The organism is Rhizobium sp. P2_G2, from assembly GCF_056403555.1.
The window spans coordinates 160,149-182,222 of record NZ_JBFUFF010000007.1 but is presented as its reverse complement, the minus strand read 5'-3'; the positions used below and the strand labels follow the sequence as shown (position 1 = coordinate 182,222).

The 22,074-nt window shown below is 60.4% G+C and carries 27 protein-coding genes and 1 pseudogene; 14 read left to right on the top strand and 14 right to left on the bottom strand.

Annotation, left to right across the window (positions count from 1 at the left end; all coding sequences use genetic code 11):
- Positions 1-154: 154 nt before the first annotated feature.
- The 3 genes from hslU to hslV are packed head-to-tail and all read right to left on the bottom strand — an operon-like array spanning position 155 to position 2,517.
- Entirely contained in the window at positions 155-1,459 is a 1,305-nt protein-coding gene (gene hslU, locus AC1D06_RS09080) for an ATP-dependent protease ATPase subunit HslU (RefSeq protein ID WP_477985967.1), read from the bottom strand.
- A gap of 7 nt (positions 1,460-1,466) precedes the next feature.
- On the bottom strand, positions 1,467-1,970 hold the full coding sequence (locus tag AC1D06_RS09075) for a GNAT family N-acetyltransferase (RefSeq protein WP_477985966.1): 504 nt from the start codon (positions 1,968-1,970) through the stop codon (positions 1,467-1,469).
- Positions 1,960-2,517 (bottom strand): ATP-dependent protease subunit HslV, encoded by a 558-nt coding sequence (hslV, locus tag AC1D06_RS09070; protein WP_477874598.1) that lies wholly within the window; start codon positions 2,515-2,517, stop codon positions 1,960-1,962. Before hslV ends, AC1D06_RS09075 begins: the two co-directional genes overlap by 11 nt.
- Before the next feature lie 158 nt (positions 2,518-2,675).
- Here hslV and hisB point away from each other — a divergent pair, with 158 nt between their 5' ends.
- From hisB to coaA, 7 genes are read left to right on the top strand one after another with little or no spacing between them, the layout of a single operon-like run.
- Complete coding sequence (gene hisB / locus AC1D06_RS09065; RefSeq protein WP_477985965.1) at positions 2,676-3,281, top strand: imidazoleglycerol-phosphate dehydratase HisB; 606 nt, start codon at positions 2,676-2,678, stop codon at positions 3,279-3,281.
- Between the two features lie 3 nt (positions 3,282-3,284).
- Positions 3,285-3,752 (top strand): DUF2628 domain-containing protein, encoded by a 468-nt coding sequence (locus AC1D06_RS09060; protein ID WP_477985964.1) that lies wholly within the window; start codon positions 3,285-3,287, stop codon positions 3,750-3,752.
- Positions 3,752-4,402, top strand: coding sequence for an imidazole glycerol phosphate synthase subunit HisH (gene hisH, locus AC1D06_RS09055; protein ID WP_477985963.1), 651 nt, complete (start codon positions 3,752-3,754; stop codon positions 4,400-4,402). The genes AC1D06_RS09060 and hisH overlap by 1 nt, the downstream gene beginning before the upstream one ends.
- A 1-nt stretch (position 4,403) precedes the next feature.
- Positions 4,404-5,132 carry a 1-(5-phosphoribosyl)-5-[(5-phosphoribosylamino)methylideneamino]imidazole-4-carboxamide isomerase gene (gene hisA / locus AC1D06_RS09050; RefSeq protein WP_477985962.1) on the top strand — a complete coding sequence of 243 codons (729 nt, stop codon included), beginning with the start codon at positions 4,404-4,406 and terminating at the stop codon, positions 5,130-5,132.
- A gap of 13 nt (positions 5,133-5,145) precedes the next feature.
- Entirely contained in the window at positions 5,146-5,922 is a 777-nt protein-coding gene (gene hisF / locus AC1D06_RS09045; protein WP_477985961.1) for an imidazole glycerol phosphate synthase subunit HisF, read from the top strand.
- Between the two features lie 56 nt (positions 5,923-5,978).
- Positions 5,979-6,302, top strand: coding sequence for a phosphoribosyl-ATP diphosphatase (locus AC1D06_RS09040; RefSeq protein WP_477985960.1), 324 nt, complete (start codon positions 5,979-5,981; stop codon positions 6,300-6,302).
- Entirely contained in the window at positions 6,299-7,294 is a 996-nt protein-coding gene (coaA, locus tag AC1D06_RS09035) for a type I pantothenate kinase (protein WP_477985959.1), read from the top strand. Before AC1D06_RS09040 ends, coaA begins: the two co-directional genes overlap by 4 nt.
- Here the strand turns inward: coaA and AC1D06_RS09030 are convergent, their stop codons facing one another.
- From AC1D06_RS09030 to AC1D06_RS09005, 6 genes and pseudogenes are all read right to left on the bottom strand, one after another.
- Positions 7,295-7,912, bottom strand: coding sequence for an alpha-ketoglutarate-dependent dioxygenase AlkB (locus AC1D06_RS09030; RefSeq protein WP_477874614.1), 618 nt, complete (start codon positions 7,910-7,912; stop codon positions 7,295-7,297).
- A gap of 1 nt (position 7,913) precedes the next feature.
- Positions 7,914-8,342, bottom strand: coding sequence for a hypothetical protein (locus AC1D06_RS09025; protein WP_477874616.1), 429 nt, complete (start codon positions 8,340-8,342; stop codon positions 7,914-7,916).
- A gap of 58 nt (positions 8,343-8,400) precedes the next feature.
- A complete protein-coding gene (locus tag AC1D06_RS09020) occupies positions 8,401-9,285 on the bottom strand; it encodes a DMT family transporter (protein WP_477874618.1) in 885 nt (294 codons plus the stop codon).
- Positions 9,286-9,388: 103 nt separating this feature from the next.
- Complete coding sequence (locus AC1D06_RS09015; protein ID WP_477874620.1) at positions 9,389-9,598, bottom strand: tautomerase family protein; 210 nt, start codon at positions 9,596-9,598, stop codon at positions 9,389-9,391.
- Between the two features lie 111 nt (positions 9,599-9,709).
- Positions 9,710-9,814 (bottom strand): annotated as a pseudogene (locus tag AC1D06_RS09010) (SDR family NAD(P)-dependent oxidoreductase); the annotation flags it as partial.
- A gap of 9 nt (positions 9,815-9,823) precedes the next feature.
- Positions 9,824-10,564 carry an SDR family oxidoreductase gene (locus AC1D06_RS09005; protein WP_477874622.1) on the bottom strand — a complete coding sequence of 247 codons (741 nt, stop codon included), beginning with the start codon at positions 10,562-10,564 and terminating at the stop codon, positions 9,824-9,826.
- A gap of 109 nt (positions 10,565-10,673) precedes the next feature.
- Between AC1D06_RS09005 and AC1D06_RS09000 the strand changes: the two genes are divergently transcribed.
- A complete protein-coding gene (locus AC1D06_RS09000) occupies positions 10,674-11,567 on the top strand; it encodes a LysR family transcriptional regulator (protein WP_477874624.1) in 894 nt (297 codons plus the stop codon).
- Positions 11,568-11,606: 39 nt separating this feature from the next.
- Here the strand turns inward: AC1D06_RS09000 and AC1D06_RS08995 are convergent, their stop codons facing one another.
- The 3 genes from AC1D06_RS08995 to AC1D06_RS08985 all read right to left on the bottom strand — a co-directional run bounded on the left by AC1D06_RS08995 (position 11,607) and on the right by AC1D06_RS08985 (position 15,177).
- Positions 11,607-12,860 (bottom strand): class I SAM-dependent methyltransferase, encoded by a 1,254-nt coding sequence (locus AC1D06_RS08995; RefSeq protein WP_477985958.1) that lies wholly within the window; start codon positions 12,858-12,860, stop codon positions 11,607-11,609.
- Between the two features lie 114 nt (positions 12,861-12,974).
- On the bottom strand, positions 12,975-13,409 hold the full coding sequence (gene arfB, locus AC1D06_RS08990; RefSeq protein WP_477985957.1) for an alternative ribosome rescue aminoacyl-tRNA hydrolase ArfB: 435 nt from the start codon (positions 13,407-13,409) through the stop codon (positions 12,975-12,977).
- Positions 13,410-13,566: 157 nt separating this feature from the next.
- Positions 13,567-15,177: a phosphoenolpyruvate carboxykinase gene (locus AC1D06_RS08985; RefSeq protein ID WP_477874630.1), complete on the bottom strand. Its 1,611-nt coding sequence runs from the start codon at positions 15,175-15,177 to the stop codon at positions 13,567-13,569.
- Between the two features lie 301 nt (positions 15,178-15,478).
- Between AC1D06_RS08985 and AC1D06_RS08980 the strand changes: the two genes are divergently transcribed.
- The 5 genes from AC1D06_RS08980 to AC1D06_RS08960 all read left to right on the top strand — a co-directional run bounded on the left by AC1D06_RS08980 (position 15,479) and on the right by AC1D06_RS08960 (position 19,372).
- Positions 15,479-16,210, top strand: a complete 732-nt coding sequence (locus tag AC1D06_RS08980) for a response regulator transcription factor (protein ID WP_477874632.1) — start codon at positions 15,479-15,481, stop codon at positions 16,208-16,210.
- 66 nt (positions 16,211-16,276) lie between these two features.
- Entirely contained in the window at positions 16,277-18,070 is a 1,794-nt protein-coding gene (locus AC1D06_RS08975) for a stimulus-sensing domain-containing protein (protein ID WP_477985956.1), read from the top strand.
- Positions 18,070-18,531, top strand: coding sequence for an HPr kinase/phosphorylase (locus AC1D06_RS08970; RefSeq protein ID WP_477985955.1), 462 nt, complete (start codon positions 18,070-18,072; stop codon positions 18,529-18,531). Before AC1D06_RS08975 ends, AC1D06_RS08970 begins: the two co-directional genes overlap by 1 nt.
- Positions 18,532-18,671: 140 nt before the next feature.
- Positions 18,672-19,073 (top strand): PTS sugar transporter subunit IIA, encoded by a 402-nt coding sequence (locus AC1D06_RS08965; RefSeq protein ID WP_477874638.1) that lies wholly within the window; start codon positions 18,672-18,674, stop codon positions 19,071-19,073.
- 26 nt (positions 19,074-19,099) lie between these two features.
- Positions 19,100-19,372, top strand: a complete 273-nt coding sequence (locus tag AC1D06_RS08960; RefSeq protein ID WP_477875121.1) for an HPr family phosphocarrier protein — start codon at positions 19,100-19,102, stop codon at positions 19,370-19,372.
- A 29-nt stretch (positions 19,373-19,401) separates the two neighbouring features.
- On the opposite strand, the gene AC1D06_RS08955 is transcribed toward AC1D06_RS08960, so the two are convergent.
- Both AC1D06_RS08955 and AC1D06_RS08950 read right to left on the bottom strand, forming a co-directional pair.
- Positions 19,402-19,746 (bottom strand): helix-turn-helix domain-containing protein, encoded by a 345-nt coding sequence (locus tag AC1D06_RS08955; protein WP_477874640.1) that lies wholly within the window; start codon positions 19,744-19,746, stop codon positions 19,402-19,404.
- On the bottom strand, positions 19,743-20,132 hold the full coding sequence (locus AC1D06_RS08950) for a type II toxin-antitoxin system RelE/ParE family toxin (protein WP_477874642.1): 390 nt from the start codon (positions 20,130-20,132) through the stop codon (positions 19,743-19,745). Before AC1D06_RS08950 ends, AC1D06_RS08955 begins: the two co-directional genes overlap by 4 nt.
- Before the next feature lie 273 nt (positions 20,133-20,405).
- On the opposite strand from AC1D06_RS08950, the gene ahcY reads away from it, so the two are divergent.
- Positions 20,406-21,800 carry an adenosylhomocysteinase gene (ahcY, locus tag AC1D06_RS08945; protein WP_477874644.1) on the top strand — a complete coding sequence of 465 codons (1,395 nt, stop codon included), beginning with the start codon at positions 20,406-20,408 and terminating at the stop codon, positions 21,798-21,800.
- The last annotated feature ends 274 nt before the right edge of the window (positions 21,801-22,074 follow it).

Here is a 22,074-nt window from a genome sequence, read left to right as displayed (position 1 = left end):
GGGTGAGGGCGAGTTTGGGATACGCTGGGTGCCACAAGCACACCTGCAGCAAAGGGAGATTGGGGCACCCACAGCGCCCCACACTCCCCTCACCCTAAGGCGCTTTTTCGGCGCAGCCAGAAAAGCCTCGAAGGGTCCTGCCAAAAACTCAGCCTTACAGAATATACCGCGACAGATCCGTATTCCCCGCCAGCTCGCCGACATGGCTCTGGACATAGTCCGCGTCGATCTTGACCTCGCGGTTGGCCTGGTCCGGCGCTTCGAACGAGATGTCGTCGAGTACCCGCTCCATCACCGTCTGCAGCCGCCTGGCGCCGATATTCTCGACACTGTCGTTCAGCTTGACGGCGACATCCGCCAAGGCATCGATCGCATCGTCGGTGAATTCCAGCTTGACGCTTTCCGTCTCCATCAACGCGATATACTGGCGGATCAGGCTGGCCTCTGTCTCGGTCAGGATGCGGCGGAAATCTTCCTTGGTCAGCGCCTTGAGCTCGACGCGGATCGGCAAGCGGCCCTGCAGTTCCGGCAGGAGGTCCGACGGCTTCGACACGTGGAAGGCGCCCGAGGCGATGAACAGGATGTGATCGGTCTTCACCGGCCCGTATTTGGTCGACACCGTCGTGCCTTCGACCAGCGGCAGCAGGTCGCGCTGCACGCCTTCGCGCGACACGCCAGCACCAACGCCGCCGTCACGAGCGGCGATCTTGTCGATCTCGTCGAGGAAGACGATGCCGTCGTTCTCGGCCGAAAGCACGGCCTCGCGGTTGATCTGCTCGCTGTCGATCAGCTTGTCGGATTCATCGGCGATCAGCAGCTTGTAGCTGTCGCGCACCGTCGTCTTGACCTTCTTCGACCGGCCGCCCATGGCCTTGCCGAGAATGTCAGACAGGTTGAAGACGCCGACATTGCCGCCCATCATGCCCGGCAGCTCAAACCCGCCCTGCGGTGCCTGGTCGGCGATCTCGACCTCGATTTCCTTGTCGTCGAGCTCGTTGTCGCGCAGCTTGCGGCGGAAGGAATCGCGGGTCGCGGGCGAAGCGGTGGCGCCAACCAGAGCGTCGAGCACCCGTTCCTCGGCATTCTGGTGCGCCTTGGCATTGACCTCGGCGCGCTTTTTCTCGCGCACCAGGCCGATGCCGACCTCGACAAGGTCGCGCACGATCTGCTCGACATCGCGGCCGACATAACCAACTTCGGTGAATTTCGTCGCTTCGACCTTGATGAAAGGCGCGCCGGCAAGCTTGGCCAGACGTCGGGAAATCTCGGTCTTGCCGACGCCGGTCGGGCCGATCATCAGGATGTTCTTTGGCATGACCTCGTCGCGCAGATCGCCGGTCAGTTGCTGGCGGCGCCAGCGGTTGCGCAGCGCGATTGCCACCGCACGTTTGGCTTCGTTCTGGCCGATAATGTACCGGTCAAGCTCGGAAACGATTTCTCTGGGTGTGAATGTCGTCATCTTTTTCTCATTTCGTCCCGGCATCCAGGTGCATCAGCACCACGGTGCCATATTCTGTGTTGCGAATCTCGCCTCTTGTGAAGCCGGCCTTCTCATAAGCGCGAATGGCATTGCGATTGGCCGGGTCCGGATCGGTCACGACGCGGACGGCGCCCTCGTCGAACAGTTTTCGGCAGAACGTCCGGATCAGCGCCGACCCATGGCCAAGCCCGGTCAATTCCGCCACGCCGATGAACTGGTCGATGCCGAACGTGCCGGGCGGCTGGTCCTGATACGGATGGTCTATCTCCTCATGCGGATCATAGGACTGGATGTAGCCGATCGGCCGGCCCAGGAATTCGACGATGAACGGTTTCACCGGCGAACCATCGAGGATTTCGGCAATCTCGATCACCGCGTCATCGGCATCCGGCCACCAGCGCGATACATGCGGCGTCTCCAGCCAGCTTTTGAGCATGAGCAGATCACCCTGCTCCACCGGCCGGAAATCATAGACCGCATTACTCGGCATCGAGCTTTTCGACCACCACGTTATAGTTGGTGTAGACGCAGATGTCGGCGGCGATCTGCATGGCGCGGCGGGCGATTTCCTCAGCCGACTTGTCGGTGTCCATCAGCGCACGGGCCGCGGCGAAGGCATAGTTGCCGCCCGAACCGATGGCCATCGTGCCATGCTCGGGTTCCAGCACGTCGCCATTGCCGGTGACGGCCAGGGTGATTGATTTGTCGGCGACCAGCATCATCGCCTCGAGATGGCGGAGATATTTGTCAGTGCGCCAGTCCTTGGCAAGCTCGACGCAGGCGCGCTGCAACTGGCCGGGATATTGTTCGAGCTTGGCTTCCAGCCGCTCCAGCAGCGTGAAGGCGTCGGCGGTGGCGCCGGCGAAACCGGCAATCACCTCGCCCTTGGAGAGGCGCCGCACCTTGCGGGCGTTGCCCTTCATCACGGTCTGGCCAAGCGATACCTGACCATCGCCCGCCATCACCACCTGACCGTCCTTGCGCACGGTGATGATGGTCGTGGCATGCATGGTTCCATAGGGATTGTGTTCACTCATACTTAGTTCTCTTTAATCTCTTACGCCGCGTTCAAGGCAGCCTGTTGCGGCTTATGTAATGGGATGTGATATAAATGCAATGCCGGGGATAGGTCTGGATTCTTCCTCCCCGGCCTGTTAAGGCAGCCGAGATAAACCGCCAGAAACAGGCACTTTTGATGGCAGAAACCGCCCTGACCCGCACGGCAAACGTGTCGCGCAAGACCAATGAGACGCAAGTCTCCGTCACCGTCAATATCGACGGCACCGGAACGTCGAAGATCTCGACCGGCGTCGGCTTCTTCGACCATATGCTGGATCAATTGTCGCGGCATTCGCTGATCGACATGGAGATCGAGGCCAAGGGCGACCTGCATGTCGACGACCACCACACGGTGGAGGATACGGGCATCGCCATCGGTCTCGCCATCGCCAAGGCGCTCGGCGACCGGCGCGGCATTACCCGCTATGCGTCGCTCGACCTTGCCATGGACGAGACGATGACTCGCGCTGCCGTCGATGTGTCCGGCCGGCCGTTCCTGGTCTGGAACGTCGTCTTCACCTCGCCAAAGATCGGCACGTTCGACACCGAACTGGTGCGCGAATTCTTCCAGGCGCTGGCGATGAATGCCGGCATCACGCTGCATATCCAGAATATCTATGGCGCCAACAATCACCACATTTCGGAAACATGCTTCAAGGCGGTGGCAAGAGTTCTGCGCGCGTCGACCGAGATCGATCCGCGCCAGGCCGGCCGCATCCCGTCAACCAAGGGCACGCTCTGACACATGGCCAGTTATTACGTCCTCACCCCGCCGGGCGCCACCGATCCTGAAAAGCAGACACTTTTCATCCGCGACGGCTTTTCCTGGCTGGCCTTCCTATTTCCGCTGCCCTGGCTGCTGGTCCGCCGGCTGTGGCTGATATCAGGCCTTTCCATAGCGCTTTTCCTGCTCGCCGTGCTGGCCGCTGAATATTTGAACCTCGATGGTCTGCCGCTCGCCTATACCGTGGTGCTCGGCCTCTGGACCGGGCTCGAAGGCGGCCATATCCGGGCGATGGCCTTGCAGCGCCGCGGCTGGGAGCTGCAGGCGAGCATTGCCGCCCAGTCGATCGACGAGGCAGAGGCGGTCTATTTCGACGAACTGCCGCAAACGAGCAGCAGCGGACCCGCGCCCAGCTTCTCCGGCGGATCCGGCTCGCATTCGACGCATATGGTGGCGCTCGGCCTTATTGGCCCCTACGGGGGCCGTTGATGCGCGTTGCGATCATCGATTACGGCTCGGGCAACCTGCGTTCCGCCACCAAGGCCTTCGAACGGGCTTCACGTGAAACCGGCGTCGACGCCGAGATCGAGCTGACCGACAAGGCCGATCGGGTCGCCACTGCCGACCGGATCGTGTTGCCGGGCGTTGGCGCTTATGCCGATTGCCGCGCTGGACTGAATGCCGTGCCGGGCATGGTCGAGGCGCTCTGTGACGTGGTCGAAGCCAAGGCGCGGCCTTTTCTCGGCATCTGCGTCGGTATGCAGCTCATGTCTTCGCGCGGGCTGGAGAAGACCGTCACTCAAGGCCTTGGCTGGATCAAGGGCGATGTCGTGCTGATGAAGCCGTCCGACGCCGAACTCAAGATACCGCAGATCGGCTGGAATACGCTGACACTGACGCGGTCGCATGCACTGTTCGACGGCATTCCGACCGGCGAAAACGGCCTGCATGCCTATTTCGTGCATTCCTATCATCTGGCAGCCGAGAACCCGAGCGACATTGTCGCCACAGCCGACTATGGCGGGCCGGTGACGGCCTTCGTGGCGCGCGACAACATGGCCGGTGCGCAATTCCATCCAGAAAAGAGCCAGACCCTCGGGCTTCGGCTGATTGCCAATTTCCTCAAATGGGCGCCCTGACATGATCCTCTTCCCCGCCATCGATCTCAAGGATGGCCAATGCGTGCGTCTGAAGCTCGGCGATATGGGCCAGGCCACGGTCTACAATCCCGATCCGGCGGCGCAGGCGAAAGCCTTCGAGGATCAGGGTTTCGAATGGCTGCACGTCGTCGACCTCAACGGCGCTTTCGCCGGTGAAAGCGTCAATGGCGCCGCAGTTGAGGCAATCCTGAAGGCGACGAAGAATCCGGTACAGCTCGGCGGCGGCATCCGCACGCTCGATCATATCGAGGCGTGGCTGGCCAAGGGTCTTGCCCGCGTCATCCTCGGTACGATCGCCGTGCGCGATCCGGCGCTGGTGATCGAGGCCTGCAAGCGTTTCCCCGGCAAGGTCGCCGTCGGCATTGATGCCAAAGGCGGCAAGGTGGCGGTCGAGGGTTGGGCGGAAGCATCCGAGCTCGGCGTCATCGAACTCGCCAAGCGCTTCGAAGGCGCCGGCGTTGCGGCGATCATCTACACCGATATCGACCGTGACGGCATTCTGACGGGCATCAACTGGACATCCACGTTGGAGCTTGCGCGCGCCGTCTCGATTCCCGTCATCGCCTCGGGAGGACTTGCCTCGCTCGACGACATCCGCCGCATGGCCCAGCCGGACGCCGCGATCCTCGAAGGCGCGATTTCCGGCCGCGCCCTATACGATGGTCGCATTGACCCGACAGAAGCTCTAAAGATATTGAAGGCCGTATGAGCGGAGAAGCGAGATGACACTCAAGGCCCGCGTAATCCCCTGCCTGGACGTCAAGGACGGCCGTGTCGTCAAGGGCGTGTCCTTCGTCAATCTGGTCGATGCTGGCGATCCGGTCGAGGCGGCGATCGCCTATGATGCGGCCGGGGCCGACGAACTCTGCTTCCTCGACATCACCGCGTCTTCCGATAATCGCGAGACGATCTTCGACGTCGTCGCGCGCACTGCCGAGCGGTGCTTCATGCCGGTGACGGTCGGCGGCGGTGTCAGGGCGCTTGCCGATATCAGAAAACTGCTGCTTTGCGGCGCCGACAAGGTTTCGATCAATTCGGCGGCGGTGAAGAACCCGGATTTCGTCGCCGAGGCGGCGGACAAGTTCGGTGATCAATGCATTGTCGCCTCGCTCGATTGCAAGAAAGTGTCTGCAGAGGGTGAGGCTGATCGCTGGGAGATCTTCACCCATGGCGGCCGCAATGCCACCGGCCTTGATGCGGTGGAGTTCGCGCATGCCATGGTCAGCCGCGGCGCCGGCGAATTGCTCGTCACCTCGATGGACCAGGATGGGCAGAAGAACGGTTATGACATTGCGCTGACGCGCGCCATTTCCGACGCCGTACATGTCCCCGTCATCGCCTCCGGCGGCGTCGGCACTCTCGACCATCTGGTCGAGGGAATCACCGAAGGTCACGCCAATGCCGTGCTGGCGGCGTCGATTTTTCACTTCGGCACCTATACGGTGGGGCAGGCAAAGCGCTATATGGCGGATCATGGCATCGCCATGCGCATAGACTAGTTTTGTGTTATGCTTTTTCGGGCAGACTGTCCGGAAAAGCATCCTAAGGACATCCGATGAGCGATTTCACGCTTGCCGATCTCGAAGCCATCGTTGCAGCCCGCKCGCAGGCATCCCCCGACGAATCCTGGACAGCCAAGCTTTTTCACGCTGGCCAGCCGAAAGCCGCCAAGAAACTTGGTGAAGAAGCCGTGGAGGCCGTGATTGCCGCGATCGCCAATGATCGCAAGAATCTCACCGACGAAGCGGCCGACCTGCTCTACCATCTTCTCGTCGTGCTGAAGATCGCGGGCATTCCGCTCTCCGATGTCATGGCCGTGCTGGAAGCGCGCACCGCTCAATCAGGCCTGACCGAAAAAGCTGCCCGGGTAAAGGCATGAACCAGGAAATCCGCCTCAGGGATCCCGGTGAACCGCTCGACCATCTGGTCGACGATGACTATTCGCCGTTCAAGTTTTTCACTGCCGAGGAATGGGCGCATTTCCGCGCCGACACGCCGCTGACGCTGTCGGCCAACGAAGTGCAACGCCTGCGCTCGCTCAACGACCCGATCGATCTCGATGAGGTCCGGCGCATCTATCTGTCGCTGTCGCGCCTGCTGTCGGCGCATGTCGAATCGTCGCAGATGCTGTTCCAGCAGCGCAAGCAGTTCCTCAATCTTTCCAACGACCAGAAGACACCGTTCATCATCGGCATTGCCGGTTCTGTGGCGGTCGGCAAATCGACCACGGCGCGTATTCTGAAAGAGCTCTTGTCGCGCTGGCCGTCGAGCCCCAAGGTCGATCTTATTACCACCGACGGTTTCCTGCAGCCCAATGCCTGGCTGCAAAAGGAAAACATGATGGACCGGAAGGGTTTTCCGGAAAGCTACAATATGCCGGCGCTGCTCAAATTCCTCTCCGCCATCAAGGCGGGGCAGGGTGATGTGCCGGCGCCGCTCTATTCGCACCTGACCTATGACGTGCTGCCGGATCAGTTCCAGGTCATCGACGTGCCGGATATCCTGATCTTCGAGGGTATCAACGTGCTGCAGGCGCGAGACCTGCCGGCCGACGGCAGGATCGTGCCGATGGTGTCGGATTTCTTCGACTTTTCGATCTATATCGACGCCGAAGAGCAGCTTATCCATCGCTGGTACGTGGCGCGGTTCATGCGGCTTAGGGAAACCGCCTTCCGCAAGCCGGAATCCTTCTTCCATCGCTATGCGACGATCTCCGAACAATCGGCGCTGGCGATCGCCGAGGGTCTTTGGGCCAATATCAACCTGAAAAACCTCAAGAAGAATATTCTTCCGACGCGGCCGCGCGCCGACCTCATCCTGCAAAAGGGCGAGAATCACCTGATAGAGAAGGTGGCGTTGAGGCGTCTCTGATTATTTGGCAAGTGTAACGCGGCGAAGCGTCAGGTTGATGCGCCCCTCGCGCTTCAGCAATGCGGACGTGCCCGGATAGATTCGGTCGACGCCGTGAAAGGCGAGCCGGTTGTCACCGCCGATAATGACGATGTCGCCGCTTTCCAGCCGGAAAGAGATTGTCCTCTCCTCTCGCCGCACACCGCCGACCCGGAAAAGGCAGGCATCGCCCAGCGAGATCGACAGGACCGGTGCGGAAGGTTCCTTCTCGTCTTTGTCCTGGTGCAGGCCCATTTTTGCTTCGGGACCGTAATAATTGACGAGACAGGCCTCCGGCTGGATGTCGGTGCCGGAGGTTTCGTTCCAGATGTCGACGAGCATTTCGGGGATCGGCGGCCACGGCAGACCTGTGACCGGGTGCGTCGGCTGGTAGCGATAGCCACGTTCCTGGTCTGTCACCCAGCCGAGCGAGCCGCAATTGGTCATCCGCACCGACATCGGCTGTCCGCTTCTTGGCATGATCGGCGTGTAAAGTGGTGCCTGTGCCACAATTTCGCGAATTACCTCGACCAACGCCTCCTGCCGGTCGCGGTCGAGATAGCCGGGAATGTGGCGGACGCCCTTGGGAAAGACCAGCATTCTATTGCTGCCCGTTGATGACGGTTTCGGGCACCTGGTAGTTCTTGATCCACGCAGTCTGCGCCGCATCCATCGGACCGATAATGTCGTCGATGTGCACCCAATGACCCCTAACGAGACGGGCCAGCCCCAGAACCGTCAACCCGTCCATGTCATCCTCCTGGCCGGCAAAGGCCGTTGTTTCCGGATCGATCGGCTTGCCGCCGGGACGCTGCGGATCGGCCATGACGAAGGCCCAGTCGCCATCGGTGCGCATGGCCTGGATATTGAATTCGACCGGTCCACGCATCTGCGCTTCGATCGCCGGCCGGATCGCATCGAGGATTGCCACTCGTTCCGCCGAGCCCTTTGCGGGCTCGTGGATTTGACCGGCAAGCGCGAGCGCAGCCGATGTCAGTGACAGAAAAATGGCGATGATCAGCCTCGGCATGACGATTCCCTCCGGCGTGATTGTTATGTCGGGCGAGTGCCTTGGCAAAGGAATTTATTCAGAGGCTGATCAATGCCGTACCGGCCACCGCCAAGGCCGCACCCAGCCAGGCCGGCGGCGCAGGTGCCTTGCCGGTGCGCAGCCAGACCATCGGCAGGATCACCACCGGCGTCATCGACGACAAGGTCGAAACGATGCCGACATTGCCATGCGCCAGCGCTGCCATCAGCAGCGACATGCCGAGGCCCGTGCCGCAGACGGCTGCGGTGACGGCGAGCAGCAGCATTTTCGGCGAAAAATTGTAAGGCTGCTTCCAGGCTTGCAACGGCAGGAAGGCAAGGAGGGTGAAGACGATCGCGGCCAGTCCTGAACGAATCGCCATGGCGGTGAACGGCTCGGCGCCTGCCGCCATGGCCGGCCGCGCAAACAGGCTGCCGAGCGCCTGGCCGAGTGCGGTGACGACGCCCAGTGCGATGCCGAACCACGGTACTTTCTCACCGGACGTCACAGCGGGATCGCTGCGGCCCGGCAAGCCGATTGCCATGATGATGCCGGCGAGAACGAGGACGATGCCGCCGCCCTGGCGCAGGCTGATCGTTTCACCGAAGACGAAATAGCCGAGCGCCAGCGCGAAAGGCGAGGTGAGCGAGAAGAGCAGCGCGGTCCGCCGCGGGCCGATCGAGTAGATGGTGGCAAAATAAGTAGTGCTGGCGATGATGATGCCGAACAGGCTGGAGCAGGCGAGATAGCTCAGCGCTTCCCATGTGATCGTCCGCCAGCCGCCGAGAACCAGCGACACAGCCGCCGTCATCAGGAAAGCGGCGGTCAACTGCCAGCGCGCCAGGCGCAGCACATGAACACGCCCCCTGAGTTCACCGATCAGCATGCCGCTGGTCGCGATGCAGGTCGCCGCAGCAATGGCGAGGATTTCGGAAAGGAACATGCAGAGTCGTCGATCGAGAAGATGATTCGCTATCGCATGAAGCCAAACGGCCGGCAAGCGCTCCCGCCGGCCGGCTGACCTGTGATATCGCTGAATGCAACAGCTATTTTGCCCGATAGGCATCAGGGATGACGAATACTTCGTCGGCGCGACCGTAGCCGCCATCCTTGACCTCCTCGATCAGCACCATCGTGTGCGGTCGGGCGGCTTCGGTGAAATAATCGACCATCATCGCCGTGGCGCGATGAACCAGTTCTTCCTTCTGGGCCTTGTTGAGCGCGCCTTCCGGCGTCTTGATATTGACGAAGGGCATGATGTTTCCTTTCCTGTTTCAGCGGGTTGGATGGAGGAGTCCGGTGAAGCCGATCCGCTCCAGGAACTGGGCGCGGACGCGGTCGGGCCGGCCGCCATGGGCGGAGAGGTCGCGCATAGAGGCATAGACCTGGTGGCCAGCCCGGGCGAGTGCGCGGGCCATCATGGCGCCAAAACCGCTTGCAGCCCCGGTCACGAGAACGATCTTCTTTTCCATGACATTACCTCAGATCACACCGCCATTGGCGCGGATCGTTTGGCCATTGACCCAGCCGCCGTCGCGGCCGGCGAGGAAGGAGACAAGGCCGGCGATATCGTCCGGCTGGCCCAGGCGGCCGAGCGGGTTCATACCGGATATCGCCTTGACCTGTTCGTCGCTCTTGCCGTTGAGGAAGAGATCGGTCTCGACGGGACCGGGTGCCACGGCATTGACGGTGATGCGGCGCGAYCCGAGTTCCTTGGCGAGAATGTGGGTCATCGCTTCGACGCCGGCCTTGGTCGCGGCATAGACGCCGTAGGTCGGCTGGTAGAGGCCAACGACGCTCGAAGAGAAATTGATGATCCGGCCGCCTTCCCGCAGGCGCTTGGCACCTTCGCGCATGCCGCGGAACACGCCACCGAGATTGACGGCGACCTGGCGTTCGAAGGCGGCATCGTCGGTGTCTGCGATGCGGGACAGCTGCATCATGCCGGCATTGTTGACCAGCACGTCGGCACCGCCAAAAGTCTTCTCCGCGGCGTCGAACAGCGTGGCGATGCCATCTGCACTGCCGATGTCGGCGCCGACCGCGACGGCGCCGCCGCCTTTCGCCTCGATCTCGGCGACGACTTGATCGGCCGCGGCCTTGCCCGAGACATAGTTGACGATCACAGCAAAGCCGTCGGCGGCCAGGCGCTTGGCGATTGCGGCACCGATGCCCTTGGATGAGCCGGTGACGATGGCGGTATGTGTTTCAGTACCAGACATGATCTTGTCTCCTTGCTTCAATCTGATGAGACAAAGGTATTTGTTCACGTTGATATAGACAATCACAGGATATTTGACATCTGAATTCGGCTGTGGTGAACAATGGCATATGGACCGTCTTGACCGAATGCAGCTCTTCGTCCGCATCGTCGAACGCCGCAGTTTTGCGGCCGCCGCTGCGGATATGGCGCTGGCACGTTCCACCGCGACCGAAGTGATCAAGCAACTCGAAGCGCAGATCGGCGCACGCCTGCTCGAGCGGACGACACGGCATGTGAAGCCGACGCTCGATGGCGAGGCTTTTTACCGGCGCTGTCTGTCCATTCTTGCCGAAGTGGAAGAGGCCGAAAACATATTCCTCGATGCCCAGCCGCGTGGATTGCTCCGGATCGATGCGCATCCGCTCATGACCCGCACCTTCCTGCTGCCGCGGCTGCCGGAATTCCTGGAGCGACATCCACTGCTCGACCTGCATATCGGCCAGGGTGACCGGCTGGTGGATTTGGTGCGCGAGGGAGTCGATTGCGTGATCCGCGCCGGTGCGCTGGAGGACAGCGGCATGATCGCCCGCAAGCTCACCGATATCACGGAAATCACCTGTGCGAGCCCCAGCTATCTCGAAAAGCACGGCATGCCGACATCGCCGGACGGGCTTGAAGGACACCGAATGGTCGGCTTCATGTCGTCGCGTACAAGTGAAGTCATGCCGCTCGAATTCACCATCCGAGGCGAAACACGGCTCGTGCGCCTGCCGAGCCGAATCACCGTCAACAATTCGGATACGATGGCCGATCTCGCGCGGCTCGGCTTCGGCCTGATCCAGGCGCCGCGCTATCGGCTGGTCGAGGATTTGCGCGACGGATCGCTGATCGAGGTGTTACCGGACTATCCGCCAACGAAGACGCCACTATCGGCGCTTTACCCGCAAAACCGGCAATTGGCGCCGAGGCTCCGTGCCTTCCTGACATGGGCAGCGCAGATTTTCGCCGAGGCGGAGCTTTAGACGCTTCACAATCAGACGTGCAGCGTCAATCAAGGCGGATCAGAACATCACTTTTTCCAGAGGTTTGCGCGTCTTTTCAAACTGCAGCAGCGCTGCCTCCCGCTCGGCAATATAGTTGCGGGCATAAGGCACCGTGTCCTGGTGGCGGGCCAGCTGGATCTGGAACACAAAGAGCCGGTCATGGCGGAAGGCGACTTCCGAGACTGCGAGATAGAATTCCCACATGCGGAAAAACCGCTCGTCGTAGAGCGCGACCGCATCCGCCTTCCGGGCGACGAACCGTTCCCGCCATGCCCGGAGCGTATGAGCATAGTGCATGGGCAGGACTTCGATATCCTTGATCAGCAGTCCGGCTTTTTCGATCGCGGGCAGCACTTCGGCGATCGACGGCATATAGCCGCCAGGGAAGACGTATTTCTCGATGAACGGGTTGGTCGCGTAGTTCGGCCGCGTGCGGCCGATCGAGTGCAGCACCATGACGCCCTGCTTGTCGAGGATGGAGGCTATCTTGCTGAAGAAATGCCGGTAATTGCCGATGCCGACATGCTCGAACATGCCGACCGAGACGATGCGGTCGAAACGGCCCTCGAGGTCGCGATAGTCCCTGAGCTCGAAGCGGACCCGATTGTCAAGGCCGCGCGTCAAAGCACGGTTGCGCGCGACTTTGAGCTGTTCCTGGCTGAGCGTTATGCCTGTGACATCGACATCCGCCGCTTCGGCGAGATAAAGCGCCATGCCGCCCCAACCCGAGCCAATATCGAGAACATTCTTGCCGTCCTCCAGCAGCAGCTTGGCGGCGATGTGGCGCTTTTTGGCAAGCTGGGCTTCGGCAAGGCTGATGCCGGGCGGCTCGAAATAGGCGCAGGAATATTGCCAGTCTTCATCGAGAAAGAGGTCGAACAGCTTGGCGCTCAGATCGTAGTGATGCGAAACATTGTGAAGATTACGATTGATCGGCACGCGCGATCGGATCTGCGCTGCAGCGATGCGGGCCAGTCCGTGGGTGACCATCCTCAGCGTCGCGGCTTTCTTGATGCCGTTGCGACGCACCAGCGACAGGAAGTCGAAAATATTTCCTTCTTCGACGATGAAGCGGCCATCCATATACATTTCCCCGAGCCGTAGCGCCGGGTCGCGGCCGATCGCCCGCTCTGCTGCTGTGTCGGTGATGCGCACCACGATCGTGTCTTCCGAACCGTCGCCGAAAATGTGGGTTTCGCCGGAGGCTCTGATGAGCTTCAGCGAGCCCTTCCTCACGATTTTGGCGATCATTGCAGCGATATCCAAGGCCATGCTTCCCCCAAAGCCGATGATCCAGATATGTGGCTTCCACTTTCCATGGATGAAAAAGGGGCCAGCAGCTTTAACGTGCCCGAAAAGGGAGCCAAGGACAATCGCTATCGGCGACTATTCGTCATCCACCTTGCCGCGCGCCTTTTTCACATCTGACCTGCCGGCCTTGGCCTTGAGGCGCCGTTCCACGGAGCCGCGGGTGGGCTTGGTCGGACGGCGCGGCGGAGGCGGCGGCTGATTGGCTTCAAGGATCAATTCCCTGAGCCGTTCGCGCGCGTCCTCGCGATTGCGGTCCTGGGATCGGAATTTGGCGGCAAAGATGACAACCACGCCTTCCTTGGAAAGCTTACGGCCGAAGACACGGCGGGCATTGAGCCTGACGCGTTCGGGCAGCGATGGCGAATGCAGCAGATCGAAGCGGAGTTCGACGGCGGTGGCGACCTTGTTGACATTCTGGCCGCCCGGCCCGGACGCCAGGACGAAATTCTCCGTCAGTTCCCAGCCGGCAATGGCGATCGTGTCATCGATGTAGAGCGTGTCGGCGGCCATGAAAAACTCCTTGCCGCTTCCTTGCCATGAAAGGCTGCGGGCCGGAAGAGCACCGACAAGCAAAACCCGGCGTGGTCGGCGCCGGGTTTCACGTGAATCCATTCTACCATCTCGTTCGAGAGGCGGCCTCCCTCCGCCTCTCGAACGAAAGTCTGGACTATTCAGCCGCGATGCGCATGCCCGGCGCCGCGTCACGGACAGAGCCATCGACGTGGTTCTCGAACTTGGCGAAATTGGCGACGAACATGTCGACCAGCTTGCGGGCCTGAGCGTCGTAGGCAGCGCCGTCAACCCAGGTCGAGCGCGGGTCGAGGATCTTGGTCGAGACGCCCTCGACGGCAACCGGAACTTCGAAGCCGAAATTATGGTCGCGGCGGAAGATCGCATCGTTGAGCTTGCCGGACAGGGCTGCCGTCAGCAGCGCCCGCGTGGCCTTGATCGGCATGCGTGAACCGGTGCCATAGGCACCGCCGGTCCAGCCGGTATTGACCAGCCAGCAGGTGACGCCGTGCTTGGCAATCAACGCCTTGAGCAGATTGCCGTATTCCGCCGGATGACGCGGCATGAACGGGGCACCGAAGCAGGTCGAAAAGGTTGCTTCCGGCTCGGTCACGCCCTTTTCCGTGCCGGCAACCTTGGCGGTGTAGCCGGAGAGGAAGTGATACATGGCCTGGTCCGGCGTCAGCCGGGCGATCGGCGGCATGACGCCGAAGGCGTCAGCCGTCAGCATGATGATGGTTTTCGGATGATTGCCACGGCCGCTTGCCGATGCGTTCGGAATGAAATGCAGCGGGTAGGCGGCGCGGGTATTTTCCGTCAGCGAGTTGTCAAAAAAGTCCGGCAAGCGGTTGGCATCGAGCGGCACATTTTCCAGGACCGTGCCGAAACGTTCGGTCGTGGCATAGATCTCCGGCTCGGATTCGCGCGACAGTTTGATGGTCTTGGCATAGCAGCCGCCTTCGAAATTGAAGACACCCTGCTCGCCCCAGCCATGCTCGTCATCGCCGATCAGCGTGCGGTTGGGGTCGGCCGAGAGCGTCGTCTTGCCGGTGCCGGATAGGCCGAAGAACACCGCCGTGTCGCCGTCGGCGCCCATATTGGCCGAGCAGTGCATCGGCATGACGCTCTTGGGCGGCAGCAGATAATTAAGCGCGGTGAACACCGATTTCTTCATCTCGCCGGCATAGGAGGTGCCGCCGATCAGGATCAGGCCATTGGTGAAATCGCAGGCGATCACGGTCTCCGAGCGCGTGCCGTGACGTGCCGGATCCGACTTGAAGTCGGGCAGATCGATGATCGTCAGCTTCGGCACGAAGCTTTCGAGGTTTGACCGATCGGGCCGGATCAGAAGGTTGCGGATGAACAGCGAGTGCCAGGCAAATTCGGTGACCACACGGGTGGGCAGGGCATTTTCAGGGTCGGCGCCACCGATCAGGTCCTGCACATAGAGCGATTTGCCTTTGGCATGCGCCAGCATGTCGGCTTTGAGCGTCGCGAACTGCTCCGGCGACATGGCGCGGGTATTGTCCCACCAGATCTGGCTGTCGGTGTTTTCATCGCGAACGACGTGCTTATCCTTGGGCGAACGGCCGGTATGTTGGCCGGTCAAGGCCCGGAGAGCGCCATGAGCCGTGAGCACCGCTTCGCCGTTGCGGATCGCGTCCTCATAGAGTTCCGCCTCGGAATAGTTGTAGCGAACCGACACCAGATCGATGAATCCCTGCGCTTCCAATTTGAGATCCTGGTTCGTCATTCCGAGCTCCTCCATGGCGTGTTCCTTTCCCAATGAGATAGCCGATTTGTTGAGATAGACAGAAAAATTTTAAAAATACAAGCGTCTAAAATTGGATTAAGTTAATAGTATCAATGATTTAATCGATTTAAAAAATCAGATTTAATTTTAAATCGTTTGAATCAGAGACTTAACAGATACCGCTGCCACCCAATGTCGCAGGCAAACCGCGCCAGGCAAAAACAAAGTCCAAAAGGGTTTGCCACAATTTGTTCCACGTTTATACTCATGCATGCGCCGCTGACCTCTGCGCGGACATTCGAAAATGGAGACTTTCATGGCGACAATCGCCCTGGTCGACGACGACCGGAACATCCTGACCTCGGTATCGATTGCACTTGAAGCCGAAGGCTATAAGGTCGAAACCTATACGGATGGTGCCTCGGCGCTCGACGGATTGCTGCAGCGGCCGCCGCAGCTCGCCATCTTCGACATCAAGATGCCGCGCATGGACGGCATGGAGCTGTTGCGCCGGCTCCGGCAGAAATCCGACCTGCCGGTGATCTTCCTGACGTCCAAGGACGAGGAGATCGATGAGCTGTTCGGACTGAAGATGGGCGCCGACGATTTCATCACCAAGCCGTTTTCGCAGCGCCTGCTGGTCGAGCGCGTCAAGGCGGTCATGCGCCGCGTGGCGAGCCGCGAAGCGGCAGCGGCCGGCGGTGCCATGCCTGCCAAGCCCGGCGCGGTGCAGACGAAATCGCTGGAGCGCGGCCAGCTGGTCATGGACCAGGAACGCCACACCTGCACCTGGAAGGGCATACCGGTGACGCTGACGGTGACCGAGTTCCTTATCCTGCATGCACTGGCGCTTCGGCCGGGTGTGGTGAAAAGCCGCGACGCATTGATGGATGCAGCCTATGACGAACAGGTCTATGTTGACGACCGCACCATCGACAGCCACATCAAGCGGCTGAGGAAGAAGTTCAAGATGGCCGATGACGATTTCGACATGATCGAAACGCTTTATGGCGTCGGCTACAGGTTCCGCGAAAGCCCGGGTGCCTGACAATATCGGGCCTGATAGTATCGTGAGAGTGATTCATGCCGCCACCGCGGCAAAGGCAAGCACGCAATGACCACCGTTGCGGATGTGGAGAACATCAGGAAACAGGATCGTCCGGCCTTGGCGAAAGCCCGGGCGCGGCGGCGTTCGCGCTTCTATCGCGGCTTTGTCTATATCCGGCGGCTGTTTGGCCATGCGTTGTTTTCCAGCCTGACGCGGCAGATCCTGTTCTTCAATCTTGTCGCGCTGGTCGTGCTCGTTGGCGGCATCCTTTATCTCAACCAGTTCCGCGAAGGCCTGATCGATGCCAAGGTCGAAAGCCTGCTGACCCAGGGCGAGATCATCGCCGCCGCCGTGTCAGCTTCGGCACAGGTGGATACCAATTCGATCACCATAGACCCGCAGAAACTGCTCGAGTTGCAAGCAGGCCAGTCAATCACCCCGGTGCCGAGTGATGAGGACCTGGAATTTCCGATCGATCCGCAGAAGATCGCTCCGGTGCTCCGGCGGTTGATCTCGCCGACGCATACGCGGGCGCGCATCTTCGATCCCGACGGCAGTCTGATCCTCGATTCCCGCTTTCTCTATTCGCGCGGCCAGGTGCTGCGCTTCGACCTGCCGCCGGTCAGTGACGAAAAGCAGTTCAGCGACAAGTTCGCGGCCTGGTTCAACCGCCTGCTGCAGCCTTCCAACCTGCCGCTCTACAAGGAAAGCCCCGGCGGCGATGGCTTGATCTATCCGGAGGTCAAGAATGCCCTGACCGGCGTGCGCGGCGCCGTGGTACGCGTGACCGAAGGCGGTGAGTTGATCGTCTCCGTCGCCGTGCCGGTACAGCGCTTTCGCGCCGTGGTCGGCGTTCTCCTGCTCTCCACCCAGGCCGGCGACATCGACCAGATCGTGCATGGCGAGCGCCTGGCGATCATGCGGGTGTTTGGCGTCGCCACCATGGTCAATGTGATTCTGTCGCTGCTTCTGTCCTCCACCATTGCCAATCCGCTCAGGCGGCTGGCGGCGGCAGCGGTGCGGGTGCGGCGCGGCGTCAAGTCGCGCGAGGAAATCCCGGATTTTTCCTTCCGCCAGGACGAAATCGGCAATCTGTCGTCAGCCTTCCGCGACATGACCAATTCGCTCTATGACCGGATCGCCGCAATCGAAAGCTTCGCCGCCGATGTCAGTCACGAACTCAAGAACCCGCTGACCTCCCTCAGGAGCGCCGTCGAAACCTTGCCGCTGGCCAAGAGCGACGATTCGAAGAAGCGGCTSATGGATATCATCCAGCACGACGTGCGGCGTCTCGACCGGCTGATCTCCGACATTTCCGACGCCTCGCGACTGGATGCCGAACTGGCCCGCGCCGACGCCAAGAAACTCGAGATGGATAAATTGCTGGAGAGCCTGATCGATATTGCCAGCCAGGTGCGCTCCAAGAGCAAGAAGGTCAAGGTGATCTTCGATGTCGACCGCAAGAGTGCCGGAAAGACCGGGTTCGCGGTCACGGGCTATGAATCGCGCATCGGACAAATCATTACCAATCTGATCGAAAATGCCCGTTCTTTCGCGCCCGACCCGGGCGGGCTGATCGCCGTGAAGCTGCGCAAGGACGGTGGCAACTGCATTGTCGAAGTCAACGACAATGGTCCCGGCATCGAGGCCGAGAATATCGACCGCATCTTCGAGCGTTTCTATACCGATCGGCCCAATAGCGAAGATTTCGGCCAGAATTCCGGCCTCGGCCTGTCGATCAGCCGCCAGATCGCCGAGGCGCATGGCGGCACCCTAGTCGCCGAGAACATCGTCGATGCAGCGGGCCAGCGGATTGGCGCTCGCTTCGTGCTGACGCTGCCGGAGAAAGGCCAGGGCTGATGCCACGCCTTTTTCATGGCACCGCGCTCGTCATCGGCACGACTGGATTGATCCTCGTCGGCCCTTCCGGCAGCGGCAAATCGGGCCTCGCGGTCCGTTTGATGGCCGAGGCCAGGCGTTCGGGGCATTTTGCGGCGCTGGTCGCCGATGACCAGGTGTTCATCGACTGGGTGAATGGCCGCGCGATCGCCACCGCGCCCGAGACGATCAAAGGCATGATCGAGCTCTATGGCAGCGGCATCGGTAAAATGCCGACGACCGATCGCGCGATATTGCATCTTGCCCTGCAACCTGTGGCCGCTGATTCGGCGACCCGCATTCCGGAGGATGGCCGGCGATGGCCGCCGGGGGAGGCAGACACGCTTCCGCTCGCCTTCATCGACCGTGCCGTGACCGATCCTTTCGACCGGCTGACTGTCCTGATTTCAGGCTTTCCGATCGCCGGCTGTTTTCAACTTTGAAACAAATCGTTTCAAAATTTATAGGCAGGGACTTGAACTTCCGACTTTCCTTGCCAGAATGACCGCCGGACAGTGGACGGGGCACTGCAATTCGGTTAACAGCGCGCCCTTATATCCAGCGATGAGGAGCTGTACCGCGTATGATCGGACTGGTGCTTGTGACGCATGGGCGTCTGGCGGAGGAATTCCGCTCCGCGCTCGAACATGTGGTGGGCGCACAGAAGGCCATCGAAACGGTTTCCATCGGTCCCGAAGACGATATGGATGCGCGCCGCCAGGATATCGTCGATGCGGTCAGCAAGACGGATGACGGCAATGGCGTGATCATCCTCACCGACATGTTCGGCGGCACGCCCTCCAACCTGTCGATCTCGGCCATGTCGCGCGGCAATACCGAAGTGATCGCCGGCGTCAACCTGCCGATGCTGATCAAGCTGGCCGGCGTCAGAACCGAAAACAACATGCAGAAGGCGCTTTCGGAAGCGTCCGAAGCCGGACGGAAATATATCTATGTCGCCAGCCGCGTCCTGAGCGGTAAATGAGACCAGAGCGAGGCGCCCTGACCCGTATGACGCTGGAAAAAGAGCTCCTGATCATCAACAAACGTGGGCTGCACGCACGCGCCTCAGCCAAATTCGTCCAAACCGTCGAACCCTTCGATGCCGATATCACGGTGTCCAAGGACGGGATGACGGTGGGCGGCACCTCGATCATGGGCCTGATGATGCTGGCCGCCGGGCCTGGTTCGTCAATCATGGTCAGCGCCTCCGGCAACCAGGCGCATGAAGCGCTCACCACAATCGAGGCGCTGATCGCCGACAAGTTCGGCGAGGAGATGTGACGGCAGGGTCCCCTCGGTTACACCGCACTTCAGGCGGTGGCAGCGCTTAGGGTGATTGTTCCAGGCTCTCCGCTTTTCGGATGCGGCTTCACGACGATCTCTACGTCCTGCTCGAATGCGGTCAGCATTTGCATGAGGCGGCCCACAGACCATCCCCTGAATTGGCCCCGAAGGATATGCGAAAGGTCACCCTGACTGATGCCGATAAGCTTCGCAGCGGCGGTCTGAGTGAGTTTCCGGGCTTTGATAAGCCGATGAAGCACAATCACCACCTGTGACTTAAGAAGGGTCTCCTCCGCATCCGGGAGGCCCAAATCCGCAAATATATTGCCGCTGCTCGCCTCGATAGCTACCGGCTCTTTCTCGGTTGTCATGGCTCCCGTCCTCCTTTGTTACAGTGCTCGCGATAATGCTCTTCGGCGGCCCGCAGGCGTTGCTTGACGAGGTCGATGTCAGGTTTGGGGGTTTCAGCGCCCTTTTTCGCCTTTTTCTGAAAGACGTGAAGCACATAGACCGCTTCGGCAAAGCGAATCGTGTAAACGGCCCTATAGGTGTCACTGTTGTAATCTTTGACGATTTCCAGAACCGATCGCCCACCAAAACCTTTCAACGCCTTGGCATCGATGGGCTCCTCGCCACATTGAACTCGATGGATCGCATGGCCGAAATGCTGACGCACATCCTCCGGCAAGCCTCGAATGTCCTTCGCGGCGGAGCCAACGAAGAAACATGCTTTTTGCGGCACGGTCGGCGGAATCATGAGACGATTATGGATAAATACCCATAAATGTCAACCAAGGATGAAAGATAAGTGATCATGCCGTCCCACAAGGCGAAGGTCGCCGGGATCCCACAAGGCATGAATTCATTGTGGCAGCCTGGACGCCTCATAAACACATAAAGATTTCTTTATATCATTCTTGCCTTCTCTTCCGAACGCTGGTAAAGGGCTCGCATGCCAAATTCCGGCGGGTCTTCCGCCGCTTTCCCACGCGCGATCAATCGCGGCGTGTCATCTAGCTGGAGAACAAGCATGGCCAACGACTATCTGGTTGCCGATATTGCGCTCGCCGATTTCGGCCGCAAGGAACTCAACATCGCCGAAACCGAAATGCCCGGCCTGATGTCGGCCCGCGAAGAGTTCGGCAAGACTAAGCCGCTCAAGGGCGCACGCATCACCGGTTCGCTGCACATGACCATCCAGACCGGCGTGCTGATCGAGACGCTGGTGGCGCTCGGCGCCGAAGTCCGCTGGGCCTCGTGCAACATCTTCTCGACCCAGGACCACGCTGCTGCAGCGATCGCCGCCGCCGGCATCCCGGTCTTCGCCAAGAAGGGCGAGTCGCTGATCGAATACTGGACCTATACCGATCAGATCTTCCAATGGGCCGATGGCGGCGTCTCCAACATGATCCTCGACGATGGCGGCGACGCCACGATGTATATCCTGCTCGGCGCCCGCGCCGAAGCCGGCGAGAACGTGCTGGCGAATCCCGGCTCGGAAGAAGAGGAAGTGCTCTTCGCCCAGATCAAGAAGCGCCTGGCGGCTTCGCCGGGTTGGTTCACCAAGCAGCGCGATGCTCTCAAGGGTGTCACGGAGGAGACGACGACGGGCGTGCATCGCCTCTATCAGCTGCAGGAAAAGGGCCTGCTGCCCTTCCCGGCGATCAACGTCAATGACTCGGTCACCAAGTCGAAGTTCGACAACAAGTATGGCTGCAAGGAATCGCTGGTCGACGGCATCCGCCGTGGCACCGACGTGATGATGGCCGGCAAGGTCGCCGTGGTCTGCGGTTACGGCGATGTCGGCAAGGGTTCGGCCGCCTCACTGCGTGGCGCCGGCGCCCGCGTCAAGGTCACCGAAATCGATCCGATCTGCGCGCTGCAGGCGGCTATGGACGGCTTTGAAGTCGTCCGCCTCGAAGACGTCGTCTCCAGCGCCGACATCTTCATCACCGCCACCGGCAACAAGGACGTGATCCGCATCGAGCATATGCGCGAGATGAAGGACATGGCGATCGTCGGCAATATCGGCCACTTCGACAACGAGATCCAGGTTGCGGCTCTCAGGAACCTCAAGTGGAACAATGTCAAGCCGCAGGTCGACCTGATCGAGTTCCCCAAGGGCAACCGCATGATCCTGCTCTCGGAAGGCCGCCTGCTCAATCTGGGCAACGCCACCGGCCATCCGTCCTTCGTGATGAGCGCCTCTTTCACCAACCAGGTGCTGGGCCAGATCGAACTCTTCACCAATGACGGCAAGTACACGAATCAGGTCTATGTGCTGCCCAAGCACCTGGACGAGAAAGTCGCCCGTCTACACCTTGAAAAGCTTGGCGTAAGCCTCACCGAGCTTTCGGACGACCAGGCTGACTATATCAGCGTCGAAAAAGCCGGCCCGTTCAAGGCGGAACACTACCGCTATTGATTTTCTAAAAATCGACCTACTAAATCTGGTGGCCGTGTTGTTTATGACAGCACGGCCTCTTTTTTGATCCAATCACTTTGCGAAGAAAGTCTGGCATTGTATTGTTTTTGCACATGATTCGATTGTTGCTGATTTCGGCCAAAATGCGGCTGGCGGAAAAATAAGCTTCAATCCACCGGGCTGACGTATTTGTCGTCCAAGAAAGATCATGGGTTCCCGAATGATTCTGGGGCCCCCGCCGGACATGCGGCCGGCGGAAACCGCGATCCATGGA